This window comes from Bacillota bacterium (genome assembly GCA_013177945.1).
GTDB lineage: Bacteria > Bacillota > DSM-12270 > Thermacetogeniales > Thermacetogeniaceae > Ch130.
Window position 1 is genome coordinate 1 of the sequence record JABLXW010000020.1, and the last position, 18,670, is coordinate 18,670.

Genomic DNA, 18,670 nt, shown 5'->3' on the forward strand with positions numbered 1-18,670 from the left:
GTTGAGTGCGGGACCGTTCGACTTGCATGTGTTAGGCACGCCGCCAGCGTTCGTCCTGAGCCAGGATCAAACTCTCCGTGGAATCTTTTCGAGGTGCCCTATACGGCTGTTCAGTTTTCAAGGACCTTTGCCGCCTCTCTCCTTCCTTGAGAGGCAGCACCGTTGCCTATCTTAGCACGGCTGATTTCCCCTGTCAAGAGCACTTTTTAATTTTTTGAAGTTTTCTGTCGGGAACTTTTCTTGATGCAATTTTAATATACCACGCCCCCCTTTTTTCATGCAAGTTTGAGAAAATCCTCGAATCACCCGACAAAAAAGGCGAATCCTTGTTTTTCCTGGAATTATGATCCGCTTTCTGGAGCAAATCTTTTTTATAAAAATTTATATAAAAAATTTTAAAACTGCTTACCCGGTGCCCCTGCATAAAACTTGACATACGTTTCCGGGACCTGCCCGACGATAATCGTATCGGTAACCGGCACCTGGGTTGCGACCTTTACATTCGAGGTAATCAGGGGAATCACCACCTTGACCTGGCTCTGAATATCCAGGTAGAGCCGGTGGCGCGTCTGGTTGATTCCCGCCTCCTCGAAACGATCAAAAACATTGGTCCGTACGGTACCGACCGGACAAATGGAAACCCTGATGCGAGGGCCGTAGTTGGCCAGTAACTGGCTCCCCAGAACCTGCCCTACAGGAATGAAAAATTGGTCATCAGCCAGTTCTTTTAAAGTGGTTTGGATTGCCAGTGTTGTGTCGGAAGCCAGGCGGTTAATCCGGACGATGTTAGGCTGCATCAGGACGATCCGTCCCTGGCTATCTTTATGAACAAAAATTAATTCGTGGTAGTCAACCGACTCCGCAATTTTTTGTTTGATGGCGTTGTTCACCGCTTCCGTTGCCACCCAGCGAGCCTTGGCCTCCGCAATCTCCCGAATTGTGGGCTTGAGATTGTTTTCGAAGATAAAAAAAGTGAGAGAAAACAAACTGAGCGCTGCAAAAAAGACGAGCAAACCTATTTTGAGGCCTGAGGTACGGCGCCGCAATGCTGCCACCCCCTCCCCGGCATACCTCCATTATATGAAGCAGGGAAAAGGAAGGTGCCAGCATTTTAAAAGTTTATCCGGAGGTTCGAAAGATGCGGACAAACTTTCGCTTCCCGACGCGGACCACCATCCCGTCATTTACAGGGACAACCGCATCGGCATCCAGGATCTTTTCCCCTTCGATTTTTACCGCACCCTGGGCGATCAGCCGCTTCCCTGCCGAAGTGCTGTTTGCCAGGCGGGCCTTTACCAGGAGCTTGGGGAGCCAGATCCTCTCACCCTCCTCCAATTCTCCCGGGTCCAAAAACACTTCCGGGATTTCTTCCGGCATCTCTCCTCTTTGAAAGACGGCAATAAACTCTTCCTCCGCATGCCGCGCGGCCTGAGCGTCGTAATATAAGGAAACAAGTTCGCGCGCCAGTCTCATTTTGGCGTCCCTGGGGTGAAGAGACCCTTCGGCCAAACCGTTTTTTATCTCCTGGATCTCGTTCAGATCCACCGGGGTGACAAGTTCAAAATAACGGAGGATCAGTTCGTCCGGGATAGACATTGTTTTCCCGTAAATTTCTTCCGGGGGTTCGGTAATTCCAATATAATTGCCCAGGCTCTTGCTCATCTTCTGAACACCATCTAGCCCTTCTAAAATAGGCATTAAAACGGCTACCTGGGGCTCCTGCCCGTATTCCCGCTGGAGATCCCGTCCTACCATCAGGTTGAACTTTTGATCGGTTCCCCCGATTTCCACATCCGCGCGTAACACAACAGAATCATAGGCCTGCATCAAAGGGTAGAGAAATTCATGGACTCCGATGGGAAGGCCTTCCCGGTAACGGCGCGCGAAATCGTCCCGCTCCAGCATCCTGGCAACGGTATACTTTGCCGCCAGTTCAATCACCTCGGCAAAAGAGAGGGGTGCCAGCCACGTGCTGTTGAAAACAACCTCCGCCCGGTCGAGATCGATGATCTTCCCGATCTGTGCCTTGTACGTTGCCATATTGGCCATCACCTCAGCCTCGGTCAGCTGCTTCCGTGTTTCCGTGCGTCCGGAGGGATCGCCAATCCGGGCCGTAAAATCGCCGAGAATCAGAACGACCTCGTGGCCCAGCTCCTGAAACTGGCGGAGCTTGTGCAAAACAACCGTATGTCCCAGGTGAATATCAGGAGCGGTGGGATCAAGCCCTAATTTGATCTTGAGGGGCCTGTTTTGCGCAAGAGAGCGCCGCAGTTTTTGAACAAGCTCCTCCTGGGGAATGATCTCAACCGCACCGCGGCTGATGGTTTTCCACTGTTTTTCAAAATCCAGAACCAGTTTTGACACGAGCCAGTCCTCCCAATTTTAACGTTAAACTAATCCACCGGGCATAAAAATACCATTTTTTCATCACTAACACAAGGAATCTTTAAAGATTGGCCTCGAGGATCTTCGCCAGGTCGGAATATCCTGCGGCCCGGGGGTTTGCAGCCAAAGAGGATGACGCAAGCGCGGCTTCGGCCAGAGAAGAGAGATCCTCCTGCTGCAAACCAACATCTTTCAACTTTGCGGGGATCTTGAGCCGGGCCCGCAGCGCAACGACAAATGAAACAAGGCGGCGGGCTGCTTCAATCGAAGGAGTTTCGGGTGGAACAAGCCCGAGGGCCTGCGCAATCCGGGCGAATTTTTCCTCAACGAAAATCAGGTTGTACTCCATGACATACGGAAGCAAAATGGCGCAGGCAAGACCATGCGGGATGGAGTACCGGACCCCCACCGGGTGGGCAAGGGCGTGCGCCGCACCCGGGCGGGCATTGTTGAGCGCGATCCCGGCCATTAAACTTCCCAATGCCATTTTTTCACGTGCTTCCCGGTCATTCCCGCGCGTGTAAGCTGTGTACAGGTTCCGGCAGATAAGAACTGCAGCCTCAAAGGCAAGCGCCTCCGTAAGAGGATGCGACCAGCGGGAGGTATAGGCTTCGAAGGCGTGGGTTAAGGCATCCATTCCCGTAACCGCGGTGAGCTCCGGCGGCATGGTCATGGTTAAAACGGGATCCACAAGGGCAACTGCCGCCATCCACATGTCGCAACGAATGCTTTGCTTCCGGCAGGTTTCGGGATCAATCAAAACGGCATTTCTGGTAGCCTCGGCCCCGCTCCCTGCTGTCGTGGGAACCGCAAGCCAGGAAATACCCTCCTGTTCAACGGGCCGTCCTTCGAAATATTCTTTCACCGACCCCTGCGCATGGTAAAGACCGGCCACCGCCTTTGCAATATCAAGGACGCTTCCTCCCCCGGCCCCGACGACGAAATCAACCTTTGCGCGGCGGGCTTTTTCGAGACCGGCCTCTACCACTTCAAGGGTTGGCTCGGCAGGAACCTCGTTAAAAATAATGACATCGAGTTCTGCTGAAGAAAGAGGGGCGAGAATCCGGTCAATCATCCCGCTTGCTTGAAGGGCGCGGCGCCCGGTAACCAGAAGGAGCCTCCGTCCGAAACGAGCCGCCTCCTCACCTAAACGCCCCGCAGTTCCGGGTCCAAAAATAATGCGCGGGGGAACTAACAAATCAAAAAGCACTCTTCTGCCTCCAATCCAGAACAAGAGGGACTTGCCCAAAAAACGGATCAGGTCTTAAAATGTTTGCGGAGGGATCCTAAATGAACCGGGTACATAAACAAATTCTGCGGAGCCTGCTACACTCACCTAAAAGCTTTTGGCAGTTGATTCGAGACCAGAACACCCACCTTGCAGGGTATACCCAGGCCCTTGCTTCCCTGGCTGAACAGGATTTAGTCAAGGAAAAAAATCATCTCCTGGAATTAACCGAAAAGGGGAATGAAGCGGCGCGCAGAGAAGGTTTAATCCCATATCAGAATGTGACATGCACCCACTGCGCCGGGCGCGGCATTTCTCTCGAGTCCTTTTTTAAAAATCTAACCCAGGAATTTTGCCGCATCGCGGCTTTCCGCCCCCAGGCCATCCCGGAGTTCGATCAGGGCTACATTGAACCTGAAATTACCGTTGCCCGGGCGGCATTCATGTACGCCCGGGGCGACCTGGAAGGCCAGAAAATCATCATTTTGGGGGATGATGATCTGACGAGCCTTGCGGTGGCGCTCACCGGTTTGCCCAAAGAGATCACCGTCCTGGAGATTGACGAACGCATCCTGGATTTTATCAACCGGGTAGCCGCAGAACGGAAATGGGGCCACCTCAAAACGTATAAATATGACGTCAGGGAGCCCCTCCCTGCCGGCCTCGCGGGCAAGTACGACACCTTTTTTACCGACCCTGTGGAAACACTCCCCGGTTTAAAACTGTTTCTCTCCCGCTGCACCGAAGCCCTGAAAGGCAGGGAGAGCGCGGGCTATCTGGGCTTAACCCACCTGGAGGCTTCACGCCAGAAATGGTACTCGATCCAGAAAATGTTTCTGGAAATGGGTTTCGTAATCACCGACCTGATCTATAATTTTCACTGCTACGACCTGGAGCGCTCCACTTTTATTAAACGAAACTACCCGGTGATTGAGGCCTCCCCGTTCAACCTCAGCGTTCCTGATGTCAACTGGTACACCTCAAACTTAATCCGGCTGGAAGCAGTTCAGGACCCGCGGCCTCTAACCCGGGGGGCTGTACAGCTGGGCCGGGAACTCTACTTCGACGAGGAGGCTCATGCCACCTTACCCCTCCGGAGTTGAAGACTCATCGATGGCCCGGTTCGCCAGGAGATCGGCGCGCCTGTTTTGCGTTCTGGGGATGTGACTGAGTTTGCAGCTCGAGAACGCCCGGGAAAGGGACCGCGCCTGCTGGACGAGGGGAGCAAGGTGCGGGCTCCGGACGCGGTACTCCCCGTTCCACTGGCGCGCCAGAAGCTCGCTGTCCGTATAGACTTCGACTTGAGTGGCGCCCTGCGCCAGGGCTTCCTGCAACGCAAGCAGCAGGGCGCGGTATTCCGCAACGTTGTTGGTTGCCTTTCCCAGGTACTCCTTTCTCTCTTTTATTATTTGCCCGGCCTCGTTGCAGACAACAACTCCCGCCCCGGCCCTCCCGGGATTCCCCCGGGAGGCGCCGTCTATATAAAAAACCAATTTTTTCTGGTGCGGCATCGATGTTCCTCCCTATCTTTCCGCAGCCCTGCTCTCCGGTCAACTCACCGCAAGCGACCTTCCAGAGGACGTTCCACTTTTAAAATTTTTAAAAATATAGAAATGGATCTGTGTTGACCCGGGAAACCAGAACCTCCAGCTCCACTTTTTCTTTCTCTGCCCTTTCTCGCAAGTAACCGGCCAGGACGGGGACAACCACCCACTCCGTTCCGTGATGCCCGGCATCAACAACAGCAATCCCGTGCGCCTTTGCCTCAAGGGCCTCGTGGTGCCTGACATCTCCCGTAAGGTAGACATCGGCGCCGGCTTTCAGCGCCCGGGCGAGAAGGGACATCCCGCTCCCCCCGCAAAGCGCCACTTTCTTGACGATCCTGCCGGGATCTCCGATCACCCGCACCATTTTCAACTCCAGCAACCTTTTAACTTCTCCGGCAAAGCGGTCAAGCGAAACGGGCTCCGGCAGCTTCCCCACCCGCCCGAAGCCGTAGCAGCGTCCCTGGTTCCAGAGAGGATAAACATCGTAGGCCACCTCTTCATAGGGATGGGCCTGCAGCATTGCCTCTAAAACCCGGGAAAGCTTCTCCTCGGGGACAATGGTTTCCAGCCTGAACTCCCGGGCCTTCTCCAGTTCCCCCACCCGACCCAGGAAGGGATCGGACCCGGGAAGCGGGCGAAAGGTTCCGGTGCCTTCGGTCTGGAAAGTGCATTCCGAATAATTCCCGATCCATCCCGCTCCCCGGCTGCACATTGCCTCACGCACGGCATCTTCGTACCCCTGAGGAACGAAGACAACAACCTTATATAACTTCTCGATACGCGTCGGCAGCAAGAGTTCGAGCTCCGCCAGGCCCAGGCGGCGGGCCAGCACGTCGCTGACCCCACCAGGGGCTGCATCCAGATTGGTATGGGCCACGTAGAGATGGATGCCAGCCTGCACCAGCCGGGCAATTAAAGAAGTGGGGAAGGTGTCAAAGGGCAAAGAGGAGAGGGGATCGCGGAAAAGGGGGTGGTGCGAGACAATGAGCTGCACCCCCACATCCACCGCCTCGTTTACCACTTCTTCCGTAACTTCGAGAGCCACCAGAACCTTTTCAATCACACCGGAACGCGAGCCGATAAGGAGGCCGGTGCGGTCCCCTTCCTGCGCCAGGAATTTCGGCGCCCACTCCTCAAGCCAGGTTATGAGCTTTTCGCATCTAACTGGCATGCGATCACCTTCTTAAAGAATTCAATCTTGCGAATCCACTCGCGTTGCATCTGCCGGGCCGCGGGGGTCCTGGCACGCTCCAGGGCTCTAACCACATTTTCCATCTCTCGAACCTGCTTTTCCAGAAAAGGAACAAGGAGGGGATGCCTTTTTTCCAAAAGCCTGGGCCCAAATTCGAGATGCAGCCTTGATTCCAAATCAGAGTCAGGATTCCCGAGGCTTCCCCCCTCCTTTCTTTCTCCACCTCCCGGGGAGCCTGGTTCGGCGACGATGATCTCGTAAAAATGTCCCCCTTCGAAAACCAGATCTTCGTCCACAAGCAGCCAGCCGTTGCTCAACAGCCAGTTGCGCAAAATTCCCGAGCCCCCCAGGGGCTGCAGGATAAGACGCTTCACCCTTTCGAGCACGGCCGGAGAAGCCTCCAGGATGTCCTTGATTTTTGCGCCTCCCATCCCGGCAATCACCACAGTCTCTGCTTCGGCAGGCTGCAGGACCTGAAGTCCGTCCCCTTCCCTGACTTGAATTTGCTTTTCCAAACCGTAAAAGGCAACCGTCGAGCGGGCTGCCTCCAAGGGGCCGGGGTGGAGTTCGCCGGCGATCACCCTGGGGGAAATGCCCTGTTTTATCAGGTACACAGGCAACAAAGCGTGATCTGTTCCGATATCGGCTACGATGGCGCCCGGTTTGACATAGGCCGCGATCCGGGCAAGCCTCTCCGGTAATTTCAAGCGCCTCCCTCCCGGTTTTTTAAAAGACTTATCAGGTTCCGATGCGTCCGTAAAAAAGATCCGAATTTTTAAGGCCGCTGCCCTGCAAAAACATCAGGAGTTGCCTGGCCCCCTCGGCCAGATCAAATTTCAGGGCTTCCCTGCAAGGCACCCAAACGGCATCCGCAACATCCGAGCCGGCCCTGAGGTCGCCTTCCAGGTAGCTGGCCAGAAAATCAACCAGGAGGTAGTGGTATGCAACCCCTCCCCCCGGATCCCGGTAGATTAAATCGAAAACACCCACGATGCGCCCAACTTCAATGGAAATGCCGCATTCCTCGCGAACCTCTCTTTTCAGGGCCTCGGCCAGTTCCTCCCCGATTTCCACGCCTCCTCCAGGAAAACTCCACAGCCCCTGGCTGGGTGGCGCGCTCCTCCGGACAAGCAACAACTCCTCTCCCTTCAAGACTACGCCCCCCACTCCTACCAGGGGGCGCGCCGGGTAGGCCCGGGAACTGGACCGGACGCCTTCCAAAACGTGAGAGGCAGCTCCAGGAAGAACGCGAAAAATTACGGTCCCCCCTCCTGTGTAAGCACAGGGATCAGGGCACTGGAGGTAGGCCCCGGGCCCCGCAGCAGAGGCAAGACCCAGCTCTTCCGGCCTGATTCCCCGGGAAAGGGCAGCATAGTAAGGCATCAGGGAGGACAGCCCGTGCATGCAGAGAGCCTGCCCTGGCCCCGGCCGCAACCGGTAGCCGTCCTCAATATAGAAGCAATCCCCTTCCCGGTAAACAGGGCAGCTCCCCATTACCTTTACCACTTCGATCTTTAAGGTTTGCGCCACCTTGAATTCCTCCAAGCCGCTCCGCTCCCCGCGCCCCCGGCTCCGGCCTTTTTTGCAACCCGGCACCCTTCGGAAAAACAGTCCTTGCTGTTCTGCTTCCAATTTTAGAGGTATAATGAAACCAGGTCAAGAAAAAGCCGAAAGGAGGGTGGGCACGTGGCCGATTTGCGCGTTGGTACCAGCGGCTACAACTACCCGCACTGGAGGGGGGCCTTCTACCCAAAGGAAATTCCCGGCCGCCGGTGGTTGAACTTCTACGCCGCCCATTTCAACACGGTAGAGCTGAACGTTACCTTTTACCGCCTCCCCCTGGCCAAGACCTTCGCCAGCTGGTATGACAGCACCCCTCCAGATTTCCGGTTTGCCGTCAAAGGAAGCAGGATGATCACCCACATAAAACGCCTGAGGGATGTCGCAGAACCCCTTGCCGCCTTCTTCGGCCGGGCAGAAAAACTCCAGGAAAAACTCGCGGTGGTCCTCTGGCAGCTGCCCCCGGGCCTTCGGGGGGACCCCGGGCTCCTCGCCGAATTCTGCAGGTTGGTACAGGGCAACGATACCGCGCGCGCCGCACGGCACGCCTTTGAATTCCGCCACAATTCCTGGTTCTCCCCTGAGGTTTACGAAATCCTGCACCAAAACAACTTCGGCCTCTGCATTGCGGACTCCCCCAGGTGGCCGCAGACCCTTGAGGTGACTGCAGACTTCGTCTACCTGCGGTTTCACGGAAGCGAGAAGGTTTATACTTCGTGCTACACAAAGGAAGAACTGGAACGCTGGGCCAAAAGAATCCGGGAGTGGCTGGAGAGCGGCAGGGATGTTTACGCCTACTTCAACAACGATGCCGGAGGCTGGGCGGTGGCCAACGCCCGGGACCTGATCTCCCTGACCCGGGCCCGGCAGGAAGCATAATCCCCCGGCCGATCCTCAGCTCAAATTTCGATTGCTTTTTCCTTTTTTATGTTTTATAATTTATTTATCTAGATATTTAGATACTTTTATTAATTTCAACCTTTATCAAATCTTATCGAAACTTTCTTTTCTCAATCCAGCTTATCCAGAAAAGGGGATGATCATGCGGAAAATCGCAGAAGCATTCCGCGCCTTAGGAGACGAAACCAGGCTGCGAATCCTGGCGCTCCTCATCCATGCAGAGCTATGTGTATGCGAAATCGAACTGATCCTCAATCTTCCCCAGCCCCGGGTTTCCCACCACCTGGGCATTTTAAAAGACGCCGGACTGATTGCCGACCGCCGGAACGGCCAGATGGTCTTTTACCACCTCGTTCCTTCCCACCCCCTCTGGGCACATGCAGGAGCCGGAATTAAGCAACTTCTGGATGAGTTCGTTGCGCCCGAGGACATTGTACGCCTTAAGCACTGCCTCCAGCACCGACGGGAGGGAAAAGAGCACCTGGCCAAACTCCGCCACGCGTGGTCCAAGGCCGAGATTCGCCTTTATTAAGCTCAATTTTCTCTTAGGATTTTGCTTTTTGGGATTTGTACTTCAGGAGAGGAGGTTTTTAAATGGAGGTTTACCTGAACAACGCGGCAACATCCTGGCCCAAGCCCGAGTGCGTTTACGAAGCAGTGAATAATTTCCTGCGCCGCTTCGGGGCAAGCCAGGGGCGCGGGGTTTTCCGGCGCAGCCAGGAGGCCACCAGGATCATCGAGGACTGCCGTGACGCCCTGGCCCGCCTGTTCAACGTTAAAGATCCTTCACGGCTTGTTTTTACAAAAAACTGCTCCGAGGCCCTGAACCTGGCAATCAAAGGTTTTCTGCGCCCCGGCGACCACGTGATCACCAGCAGCATGGAGCACAACTCGGTCTGGCGCCCCCTGAAAACCCTTGAAAAGAAAGGAACCATTTCTCTTTCAGAGGTCATGTGCAACCCACATGGAGAGATCGATCTCTCTGATGTAAAGCGGGCCTTCCGGCCCGAAACAAGGCTGCTGGTTTTTACGCACGCCTCCAACGTAACGGGAACCCTTTTCCCCCTGGCCGAGCTGGCGGAACTCGCCCATGCCCACAGCTCCAGGCTGCTCGTAGATGCCGCCCAAACTGCCGGAGTTTTTCCCATCGATGTGGCCGAACTTGGCATCGACCTTCTGGCGTGCAGCGGCCACAAGGGACTGCTGGGGCCCCAGGGAACCGGCGCCCTCTATATTGCCCCTGGCCTGGAGCTGGAACCCCTGCTGGAGGGGGGAACCGGGAGCAACTCCCTCTTCCCCTTCCAACCTGAAACACTTCCCGACCGCTTTGAAACCGGCATCCCCAACGGCCCCGGCCTGGCAGGCCTCGGGGCGGCGGTGGAATTTCTTTTAAAGACAGGGGTTGCGGCAATCCGAGAAAAGGAACATCAATTGACGGCCCTTTTACTGGAAAAGCTGGGGCAAATTCCCGGGGTCGTCCTCTATGGGCCCCGGGATCCCGACCGCCAGGTGGCGGTAGTTTCCTTCAACATTCAAGATGTCAACCCTGAAGAGGTGGGTGCGGTACTGGATGAGATTTACAATATCATGGTCCGGACGGGGCTGCACTGCGCGCCCCGCGCCCACAGGACCATCGGCACCCTGGAGACGGGAACGGTGCGCGTCAGCCCCGGCTACTTTAATACAGTCGCAGATATCGAGTACTTCCTGGAGGCAATCCGGGAAATCGCCCGGAAAGCAGCCCCCGGCCCCTCCCACCCCGTTCGTCCAGGAAAAGAGGGCGCCGCAGCAGTTGGAGAATTCGTAAAAGGCTACCAGATTATCCAGGCCGCCCCCTGCTACGCCGATGCCAGGAAGATCAGGGTGATCGCCTCCCTGACAGATGATGTTGAAACGCTTTTCCCCTATTTAAACGCCGTGCTCAGAGGGAGCTATCACGAAGCAGGAAAGTCGTTTACCTTCTCTTACGAAGGCCGGCCTGTGGTTCTCCAGCCCCGACAGATTATCCTGGGCAAGACCGAAAACATCGCTAAGGCAAACGAGATCCTGGAGAATGTGGTCAAAATGCTGAACAGAGTAGCCGCAGCCAGAGATAGAATTACTCCCACTACAGAACCTCAAACCCAACTGAGCCCCTTCATGCTCTACAAACACCTCCCCCGCACCAACTGCAGGGAGTGCGGGGAGCTAACCTGCCTCGCCTTCGCAACTGGGGTCATCCAGGGGCGCTACGAAGCAGAGCAGTGCCCGTTCTTGAAAGAGCCGGCTTACGCGCAGCAAAAGCAGGCAATTGAGAAACTCCTGGCCGAATACCTGGAGGGCCTCTTGCCTGCCGGGGAGGAGCTGCTCAGATGAAAAAGGTTTTCATCGTCCTGGAACCCCAGGAAATCCTCAGGCTGCAGGGGATCCTGATGGAGCACGATGCAGAAGAGGCGTGGAATTTTCTCCAGTTCACGCTCTGGCCCAAGATTAAAAAAGAGATCAGTTGTTTAGACGGAAAAAAGTAAAGGAGGGATAAAATGTCGAGGTGTCTAAAGTGCGGCCTTTTCTCGACCCTGAACAGTGAGTGCTTCTGGTTTAAAAAGAAGTTCTCCAGGCAGGACCTCGCGGCAAGCGGTGAATGCCCATACTTTACAGAAATTCTTTACGAAGACGGTGTTCCCCTCACTCCTTACCAGCATTTCCTGCTTAAAAAACAGGACCTGGAGAGCAAGAAAATGCAGGGTCCGGTGTAAACGGGTGTTTTCCAGCCTGGCCTGGAACCGGATTGCTCTGAAGCTAGAACACTCTGGAAAGACCTTTCTTTTGAAGAAGATAGGCGCTTCCCAGAAATAATGCCGTAAAGGCGACAAGAGCCGTCATGTCAAACTGCGGTCCAATCTGGGGCTGCTCCCCGAACGCAAGGCGGATTAAATCCATGGTATATGTAAGAGGCGAAAAAAGGGCAATGGAGCGGCCCCAGGCCGGCATTTGCTCGAGAGGAACAAAGACCCCACTCACAAAGAGCAGCGGAAACCGGACCAGTGTAGCCAGCATCATCACGTTCGACGGCATGTCCGTCGGAAGGGCTGCGAGCAAGGCACCAAGCGAGGCAAAACAGTAAACCGCCAGAAACAAAGTAACAAGAAAAACAGCCGGTTCAAAAAGCAGCGCTCCAAAAACAAGAACTCCCAGCGCCAGGGGAACCAGGGAAATAACCAGGCCGTAGAGAAAGCCGGCCCAGACATCACCCAGGACAATGTGCCACAGGGAGACAGGGGTGGTCAGCAGGCGCTCGTAAGTTTTAGCCTGCCTTTCCCAGGGGGCAATCAGCGGTCCCACCGAAGAGGCCGCAAACAAAACCGTCATCCCAATCAGCCCGGGAACCATGCTGGCGGCAGGCAGGTTGCGGCCCACCGCAAAGGCGAGAAACATAAAAACCGGGAAAAGAAGGCCGAAGATCAACACCGGCGGCTTGAGATAATAGATCTTCGCATTTTTTTTAGCAATCGCAAGGGAAAGCATCCAGTGTTCAATGAGGGTTAACTTGCCAGAGGATTTTTCAGCAGACACTTTCGCTCCTTCCTCTCTTTATTGCTGATCCGTCAGGTGTAGAAAAACATCTTCCAGGGTTGGTCCCTGGGTGTGCAGGGAAAGGATCTTTAAGTTTTCCCGCCTGGCCAGTTCGGCAACCGCCAATACAACATCCCCCGGGTGATCGGTGTAGAGGATAAACCTGTCACCCGACTTCTTCACCTGATTTACACCCTTAAGAGCGGCGAGGAGTTGTGATTCAACCACCTGTGGATGAAAAGCCACCACAACCGACTGAAGGCGCTGCAGCATACATTTCAGTTTTTCCGGCCGGTCCACAGCCACCAGTTTTCCCTGATTAATGATGGCAACCCGGTCGCAGAGTTGGCCGGCTTCCTCGATGTTGTGGGTGGTCAGGAAAACGGTTTTTCCCCTCTCATTAAATTTCTTAATCAGATCCCTGATCAGGTGGGTGCTTTGAACATCAAGCCCTGAGGTAGGTTCATCTAAAATAAGAACTTCCGGATCGCTCATCAGCGCCATGCCAAGCAGCAGCCGCTGCTTCATCCCCTTGGAAAAGCCCCTGGCTTTAAAGTGCCGCTTTTCCTTTAATCCGAAGATCTCGAGAAGTTCATCTGCCCGCTTCGCACGCATCTTTTTAGGGACTCCATAAAGTTCTCCGATAAACAAAAGATTGTCCCAGGCGGATAAATCAACATAGACATTGGCCAGTTCCGGCACCACACCCATCATCCGCTTTGCATGATACGGCTGCTTTTTCAAGTGATAGCCCATGATTAAAACTTCTCCCTGATCCGGCTCAACGATCCCCGTCAGGATTCGCTGGGTGGTAGTTTTTCCGGCTCCGTTTGGACCCAAAAAACCGAATACTTCTCCGGCCGCTACCGAGAAAGTAACCCCGGCAACGGCCTGAACATTTCCATATTTTTTAAACAGGTTCCTTGCCTGGATTGCTTCGAAGTTCACTTACTTTCAACTCCCCTGGCTTAACAGCGCGAAACTTTGCGCTGCTTACTCGCTGCTCAAATTTTCCTTTTCCGCCTCTTGTGCAAGGCACCGATTAAATTCAAGGAGAAAACCCTCTAAAGATTTCTTTTTCTGTTGAATCGTCAAGGCCCATGTCCGGAGATAACTGTCTCCCTCCGGAGTCAGCGAGTAAATCTTGCGCGCCGGCCCCCCACTTCCCGGCTCCAGGCGCGACTCCACCATCCCATTCTCCTCTAAATGCCGCAGGTGGCGGTAAATCACGCCAGGATCCGGCACTCCTTCCAGAAACGATAAGGTGCTCAACCTCTCCGCAAGTTCATACCCATGCGACGGTTTTTTCTTCAAAAGCAGCAGGAGCGACGGGATTGTCAGGCTCCCGCGTTTCAGGTGCTGGTCCGAACAGTTGCAGCCATCTCCAGCAATTCCGCACATTGCATGTCCCTCCTATGGTAGACTTATCACTACTGACATATTATCATTATATTACATTTTGTCAATAGTCTGGTAAGTTTTTTGATTATAAAGCCGCATCCCCACCAAGGCGATTAAAGCCTCAGTAGATGTTCTTTCCCGGGCCCGGCGTGCGAGAGACTATGGGCAGGCGAGGGCGGTCCTCTGCTTCCAGATGGTAACAGGAAGCAGGAATTTTTTATCCTGTATCGAATTAGTGCTCTAGAGTAACGGCATGAAGTCGCTCGGAGTTCTAGGAAGTTTAAGATCAGGCCACGAAGGTCTGTTGCCTTGCCGAAACAGGGCAGATCCTTCGTGGCTTTTATTTGGTTGTTCACCTCATCAAAGGTTGTGCGAAGCTTATCTGCCTGGTAGAGGAGAAAATGAGGTATAAAGGACACAGGTCATGAAATTTTTTTCTCATTAGGAATTTAAACCAGAAGGAATTGAAATTAGCGTCGAATATTGCTCCTTTGGAAGAAGAAAGCTTTGCTACGGAAGCAAAGCTGCCTGGGGATGTAAATAAAAGCGGGTTGGCCAAAAAGGCAGGCTAGTAAGGTTTTACCCAATTTCAGGAAATTGGACCACGCAGGTCTAGGCGCCTCCAGAAGGAGAAGCGCGATGTGCTTGCGTGGTTTTATGTTTTTATCCGGCAGAGACGCTTCCTCCCAGGGGTATCCCTTTGTTGCTGAGGCTCTCAGAGTGGCGCTCCTTTCGGGCTGGAAAACTGGCAAGGCTGGGGGCTTGCCGGCAGATATTAGTTGTGGCATTTCAATGCGGTGTTCCCGTTCATGCAGGGGGGAGAGGGAAGTAGTGGCAAGATGTAATAACGGATTGGCTAAACTGGAAGTGAAAGATGTTGAGTTCAGCTATGCATGCGACCCTGTGATACAGGGTGTTTGCTTGAGTGTTTCCGAAGGAGAAGTGCTTTGCATAGTAGGGCCAAATGGAGCAGGCAAGTCCACGCTGTTGAAGTGCATAGACAGAATCTTGTTTCCGCAAAAAGGAACCATTCTGCTGGATGGATTAAATCTTAAGGAGATGAAAAGGCTGGAAGTCGCCAGAAAAATGGGGTACATTCCCCAGAGGGCTTTACTGGCCTTTCCTGTGACAGTTTTCGAAGTGGTCCTAATGGGACGGCATCCTCACGCCGGCTGGAAAACTAGTGAGCGAGATATAGAAAAAGTGCTGGAAGTGCTCCAATTGCTGAAGATAGAGGACCTTGCCATGCGGGACATAAACGAGCTTAGCGGCGGCCAGCAGCAAAACGTTTTTTTTGCCAAAGCCCTGGCGCAGGAGCCAGAAGTGCTTTTGCTTGATGAACCGACTTCGAATCTCGACATTAAGCACCAGTTGGAGGTAATGGAGATCATTAAAAGCGCGGTGAAAGAAAGAGGTATAACTGCAATAATTTCGCTCCATGACCTCAATTTGGCGGCTAGGTATTCAGACAAAGTGATCCTGATGAAAGAAGGTGGAATTTTCGCGGCAGGTGAACCCCGGTCAGTCCTAACCCGGGAAAACATCAAATTCGTCTACGGTGTCGAGGTTATTGTTGTGGAAGAATTTGACGTGCCCTGGATCATTCCTCTTGCACCGATTCGCGATGAAAGAGGGTAGTAACAAAAACTTAGTAGCTAATAAGGGTGGTCGGCTCCGGTAAAAAGACAGATACTCATTTCATTTTCTCCGGAGGTGGAAAAGAAGCGGCATGGAAATGAGCAACTTGATGGCAGCCTCGGCGCTAAACCAAGCCCAAAGAAAAATTAAGGATGATTACAGAAAATATGTCGGTCGGAAAATCTTTTTCATTGTATGTTCGCTCATTTTACTCCTTCTTGTCTCGGGCATATCTGCCATTCTGGGCTCTTACGACATCCCCATATGGGAAGTTTATGTAACAATTTGGCGCGGGCTTTTTCAAACTCTTCAGGCAACCCATGAGATCGTCATCTGGGAGCTTCGGCTGCCCAGGATTCTGCTGGGAATAATCGCGGGGGCCGGGTTTGCCACGGCAGGTGCTGCCCTGCAGGGAATTTTAAAAAACCCCCTTGCCTGTCCCTGGACGGTTGGTATTTCTGCCGGAGCAACCTTTGGCGCAGCAGTAGGGATTCTTTTAGGGGCAGGATTGGTCGGCGGCAAGTATCTAATTATCGGCAATGCCTTCGTTTTTTCGCTGATTCCCACCTTCATTATCCTCGCTTTAACGCGCTACAGGCGTGCAACACCAGAGACGATTGTTCTGGCAGGTATCGCCACTACCTACATGTTTCAAGCGTTTACAACGCTGTTGATGTATTTCAGCGAGTCGGATGCCGTGAGAGAAGCTTATTTCTGGACAGTGGGTTCTCTGGGAAGAGCTTCATGGGAAAATCTTATGCTTCCTTTCATTATTGTGACGGTCGGTTTTATCCTGCTGGTATGGAAATCCAGGGATGTCAATGTGATGAATGCTGGAGACGAAAGTGCAAAAAGTGTGGGCGTTGACGTTGAAAAAACACGGGTCTTCATCCTGGTCGTCGCTTCGTTGATGAGCGCCGGAGTAGTCTCTTTTACCGGGGCTATAGGTTTTATTGGGCTCGTGGCCCCGCATATATGCCGGATGGTTATCGGTAGCGACCATAAATACTTGATCCCTGCCTCAGCGGTTTTCGGGGGTGTGTTGCTGTTAAGCGCGGATACAATTGCCCGGACAATTATGGCCCCCATAGTCCTGCCGGTGGGCATTGTCACGGCGTTCATGGGAGGGCCACTGTTTTTCTATCTGATCATAAAGAGGAGGAGGGATTACTGGCAGGCCTGAGTTTAAAAAACAAAAAGGAAGATTGCATAGCTTTGAGCACCTCTGTTGGGAGATGACCAACGAAACTTCGAAAAAAGGAGAGGTGGTCCAAAGTGGGCAGAGTGTTCAACACCAAATGGCTTGCCCTGGCGGGCGTGGCCATCGCTCTTTTGCTGGTTGTGGGCCTTTTGAACTGGTCAAACCTGTTTGCGCCTAAGGGGAGGGACAAAGCAACTACCTACACGCTGCAAATACTTGGGAATGCCAATGAGGACGGTACTATTGACGAGCATGACATCGAATATCTGAGGGAGATCATTGCCGGGAAGAGACCCAAGACCTCCCTGGCGGATGCCAATAACGACGGAGTAATCGACGAAAAGGACATAAAGCAGGTAAAGAAGCTGATCGGGGAGGAAGCGGAGGAGCTTTTCGTTCTGGATACTGCTGGTAGAATTGTAAAGATAAAGTTGCCCGTGAAAAAAGTGGTTGCCTTTTCCACTTCTGCTCCAGCCGGAGCCCTTAGAATCCTGGGAAAAGGCGACATGATCATCGCCATCAACGGGATGATCACCGGCGACCCCTTTTACCCGGAACACCAGGGCAAACCGGCAGTAGGGTGGCCGGAGCCGAACTATGAAGCAATTGTGAACCTCAATCCAGACCTCGTAATTGCTTCTGCAAACCCGGCTTACGCCTTTGAGGTAGTTGAAAAGATGAAGCCCTTCGGCATAGCAGTAGTGCAGCTGGACCTGGGTGGTAAGCCTGAGAAGTATCTGGAAGAACTGAGGACTTTGAGCTGGATAATGGGAGGAAAGGAAAGAGCGGAAGAGTTTATTAAGTGGAGCCGGTCCTATGTTGATTTTGTCAGGCAGAGGTTAAGCCAATTAAAGCCTGAAGAAAGAAAGAGCGTTTACTACGAATTTATCGGCGATTATCAGGTTATGGGGAGAGCTGATGGCATAATTCAAGGTGCTGGAGGGGTAAACGTTTTTGCCGAACTTTTTGAGGGCGACTATCTGGAGCACCGCAATTTTACTGTCGACGCTGAAGAGGTAATTCGCAAAAATCCGGACGTGATTATAAAGGATCCTCATATCGGTTTTAAATGGTCGGGTTACGCCCGGGGAGTCCTTAAACACATGGAAGAGTTGAAAAAAGAACTGATGGCCCGGCCTGGCTGGAGTGAATTAAAAGCCGTGAAGAATGGAAACGTCTACATAATTTCCCGTGAGGTCGGAAATGAGCGCACCCTTTCCATTGTCCTATTGTCCAAGTTGCTGTATCCCGATCTGTTCCAGGATGTGGATGAAAGTGCCGTATTGAAAGAATTTCTAGAGCGCTTCCACGGGCGGAAATATGAAGATTATGCCGTGTATATCTACCCCCTCAGCAAAAAGTAGGAGTAAGGAGGGTTTTTATATGAGATTTGAGCAGGAAGAACTTGAGGTTATACGCGCACGGTGGAACCAGAGCGGCGAGATTTATGACGAGATAGATGCTCACGGAGTAAAATCTCCGGAAGAGACAGAGCTGTGGAAAAAGATCCTTGGGTGTTTGGGAGATGGTAGCCTTTCCGTACTGGACGTCGGCACCGGAACGGGATTTATCGCTTGCCTCCTCGCCGAGATGGGTCACCGGGTGACAGCTGTCGATTGGTCCGAGGCAATGCTGGCACGGGCCGAAGAAAAGGCCCGGCAGAAAAAATTGGCAATCTCTCTCGCTTTAGCTGAAACAGAGAATCTACCTTTTGCGGCGGAGACTTTTGATGCCGTCGTGGCCCGGCATTTGCTCTGGACCCTGACTGACCCGCAGCAAGCCCTCAACGAGTGGTTCAGGGTGCTGAAACCCGGAGGGCAGGTGATGGCCGACTATTCACACTGCTCTCCAGACATGCTTGGCAAACATTATCCGGTGGAAATTGGGGAAAAACTACCGCTGGCCAAAAACATCGAGCCGGGGGAACTGGCCGCTTACTTTACCAGGGCCGGTTTCGTTGACGTTCGGGTAGAGGAGCTTCCGCGGACTTCCCGGCACACCCGGACGACTTATCTCGTTTGCGGGTTCAAGGGTTCCCCGGCATGAGCTGGTGTGCCCGGGGAACA

General features: G+C 53.4%; 20 protein-coding genes, 1 rRNA gene and 1 pseudogene. 10 read left to right on the forward strand and 12 right to left on the reverse strand.

The genetic code is table 11. The features are described 5' to 3' along the window. The 4 genes from HPY58_11745 to HPY58_11760 form a co-directional block, all read right to left on the reverse strand. A 16S ribosomal RNA gene (locus HPY58_11745) occupies nucleotides 1–83 on the reverse strand; the annotation flags it as partial. A gap of 312 nt (nucleotides 84–395) precedes the next feature. After that, nucleotides 396–1,046: a sporulation protein YunB gene (gene yunB / locus HPY58_11750; GenBank protein NPV30294.1), complete on the reverse strand. Its 651-nt coding sequence runs from the start codon at nucleotides 1,044–1,046 to the stop codon at nucleotides 396–398. 73 nt (nucleotides 1,047–1,119) lie between these two features. Beyond that, entirely contained in the window at nucleotides 1,120–2,364 is a 1,245-nt protein-coding gene (locus tag HPY58_11755; GenBank protein NPV30295.1) for a tyrosine--tRNA ligase, read from the reverse strand. A gap of 82 nt (nucleotides 2,365–2,446) precedes the next feature. Beyond that, nucleotides 2,447–3,595 (reverse strand): iron-containing alcohol dehydrogenase, encoded by a 1,149-nt coding sequence (locus HPY58_11760; GenBank protein ID NPV30296.1) that lies wholly within the window; start codon nucleotides 3,593–3,595, stop codon nucleotides 2,447–2,449. A gap of 80 nt (nucleotides 3,596–3,675) precedes the next feature. Between HPY58_11760 and HPY58_11765 the strand changes: the two genes are divergently transcribed. Further along, on the forward strand, nucleotides 3,676–4,716 hold the full coding sequence (locus HPY58_11765; GenBank protein ID NPV30297.1) for a bis-aminopropyl spermidine synthase family protein: 1,041 nt from the start codon (nucleotides 3,676–3,678) through the stop codon (nucleotides 4,714–4,716). Here the strand turns inward: HPY58_11765 and HPY58_11770 are convergent. The 5 genes and pseudogenes from HPY58_11770 to HPY58_11790 form a co-directional block, all read right to left on the reverse strand. Then, nucleotides 4,699–5,106, reverse strand: a complete 408-nt coding sequence (locus HPY58_11770; protein ID NPV30298.1) for a ribonuclease HI family protein — start codon at nucleotides 5,104–5,106, stop codon at nucleotides 4,699–4,701. The genes HPY58_11765 and HPY58_11770 overlap by 18 nt on opposite strands. Before the next feature lie 106 nt (nucleotides 5,107–5,212). Continuing rightward, nucleotides 5,213–6,331 (reverse strand): Nif3-like dinuclear metal center hexameric protein, encoded by a 1,119-nt coding sequence (locus tag HPY58_11775; GenBank protein ID NPV30299.1) that lies wholly within the window; start codon nucleotides 6,329–6,331, stop codon nucleotides 5,213–5,215. Then, nucleotides 6,304–7,059: an SAM-dependent methyltransferase gene (locus HPY58_11780; protein ID NPV30300.1), complete on the reverse strand. Its 756-nt coding sequence runs from the start codon at nucleotides 7,057–7,059 to the stop codon at nucleotides 6,304–6,306. The genes HPY58_11775 and HPY58_11780 overlap by 28 nt, the downstream gene beginning before the upstream one ends. A gap of 31 nt (nucleotides 7,060–7,090) precedes the next feature. Continuing rightward, nucleotides 7,091–7,573: an NUDIX hydrolase gene (locus tag HPY58_11785; GenBank protein NPV30301.1), complete on the reverse strand. Its 483-nt coding sequence runs from the start codon at nucleotides 7,571–7,573 to the stop codon at nucleotides 7,091–7,093. A gap of 24 nt (nucleotides 7,574–7,597) precedes the next feature. Further along, a pseudogene (locus HPY58_11790) lies at nucleotides 7,598–7,846 on the reverse strand (TIGR04076 family protein). A 192-nt stretch (nucleotides 7,847–8,038) separates the two neighbouring features. Between HPY58_11790 and HPY58_11795 the strand changes: the two are divergent. From HPY58_11795 to HPY58_11815, 5 genes are all read left to right on the forward strand, one after another. Further along, nucleotides 8,039–8,791 (forward strand): DUF72 domain-containing protein, encoded by a 753-nt coding sequence (locus HPY58_11795; GenBank protein NPV30302.1) that lies wholly within the window; start codon nucleotides 8,039–8,041, stop codon nucleotides 8,789–8,791. Nucleotides 8,792–8,948: 157 nt separating this feature from the next. Beyond that, on the forward strand, nucleotides 8,949–9,344 hold the full coding sequence (locus tag HPY58_11800) for a winged helix-turn-helix transcriptional regulator (protein NPV30303.1): 396 nt from the start codon (nucleotides 8,949–8,951) through the stop codon (nucleotides 9,342–9,344). Between the two features lie 62 nt (nucleotides 9,345–9,406). Beyond that, nucleotides 9,407–11,167: an aminotransferase class V-fold PLP-dependent enzyme gene (locus HPY58_11805; GenBank protein ID NPV30304.1), complete on the forward strand. Its 1,761-nt coding sequence runs from the start codon at nucleotides 9,407–9,409 to the stop codon at nucleotides 11,165–11,167. Then, complete coding sequence (locus tag HPY58_11810) at nucleotides 11,164–11,319, forward strand: hypothetical protein (protein ID NPV30305.1); 156 nt, start codon at nucleotides 11,164–11,166, stop codon at nucleotides 11,317–11,319. The genes HPY58_11805 and HPY58_11810 overlap by 4 nt, the downstream gene beginning before the upstream one ends. Nucleotides 11,320–11,331: 12 nt before the next feature. Next, nucleotides 11,332–11,547, forward strand: coding sequence for a hypothetical protein (locus HPY58_11815; protein NPV30306.1), 216 nt, complete (start codon nucleotides 11,332–11,334; stop codon nucleotides 11,545–11,547). 43 nt (nucleotides 11,548–11,590) lie between these two features. On the opposite strand, the gene HPY58_11820 is transcribed toward HPY58_11815, so the two are convergent. From HPY58_11820 to HPY58_11830, 3 genes are read right to left on the reverse strand one after another with little or no spacing between them, the layout of a single operon-like run. Then, a complete protein-coding gene (locus tag HPY58_11820; protein NPV30307.1) occupies nucleotides 11,591–12,364 on the reverse strand; it encodes an ABC transporter permease in 774 nt (257 codons plus the stop codon). Between the two features lie 18 nt (nucleotides 12,365–12,382). After that, the gene (locus tag HPY58_11825) at nucleotides 12,383–13,312 is read right to left on the reverse strand and encodes an ATP-binding cassette domain-containing protein (protein ID NPV30308.1); all 930 of its coding nucleotides are present in this window, start codon (nucleotides 13,310–13,312) and stop codon (nucleotides 12,383–12,385) included. Between the two features lie 45 nt (nucleotides 13,313–13,357). Further along, nucleotides 13,358–13,765 carry a PadR family transcriptional regulator gene (locus tag HPY58_11830; GenBank protein ID NPV30309.1) on the reverse strand — a complete coding sequence of 136 codons (408 nt, stop codon included), beginning with the start codon at nucleotides 13,763–13,765 and terminating at the stop codon, nucleotides 13,358–13,360. An 852-nt stretch (nucleotides 13,766–14,617) separates the two neighbouring features. Here HPY58_11830 and HPY58_11835 point away from each other — a divergent pair. The 4 genes from HPY58_11835 to HPY58_11850 all read left to right on the forward strand — a co-directional run bounded on the left by HPY58_11835 (nucleotide 14,618) and on the right by HPY58_11850 (nucleotide 18,650). Then, on the forward strand, nucleotides 14,618–15,403 hold the full coding sequence (locus HPY58_11835; GenBank protein NPV30310.1) for an ABC transporter ATP-binding protein: 786 nt from the start codon (nucleotides 14,618–14,620) through the stop codon (nucleotides 15,401–15,403). Between the two features lie 97 nt (nucleotides 15,404–15,500). After that, nucleotides 15,501–16,586: an iron ABC transporter permease gene (locus tag HPY58_11840; protein NPV30311.1), complete on the forward strand. Its 1,086-nt coding sequence runs from the start codon at nucleotides 15,501–15,503 to the stop codon at nucleotides 16,584–16,586. A 92-nt stretch (nucleotides 16,587–16,678) separates the two neighbouring features. Beyond that, nucleotides 16,679–17,968: an ABC transporter substrate-binding protein gene (locus HPY58_11845; GenBank protein NPV30312.1), complete on the forward strand. Its 1,290-nt coding sequence runs from the start codon at nucleotides 16,679–16,681 to the stop codon at nucleotides 17,966–17,968. Nucleotides 17,969–17,987: 19 nt separating this feature from the next. Continuing rightward, the gene (locus HPY58_11850; GenBank protein ID NPV30313.1) at nucleotides 17,988–18,650 is read left to right on the forward strand and encodes a class I SAM-dependent methyltransferase; all 663 of its coding nucleotides are present in this window, start codon (nucleotides 17,988–17,990) and stop codon (nucleotides 18,648–18,650) included. Nucleotides 18,651–18,670 lie beyond the last annotated feature (20 nt).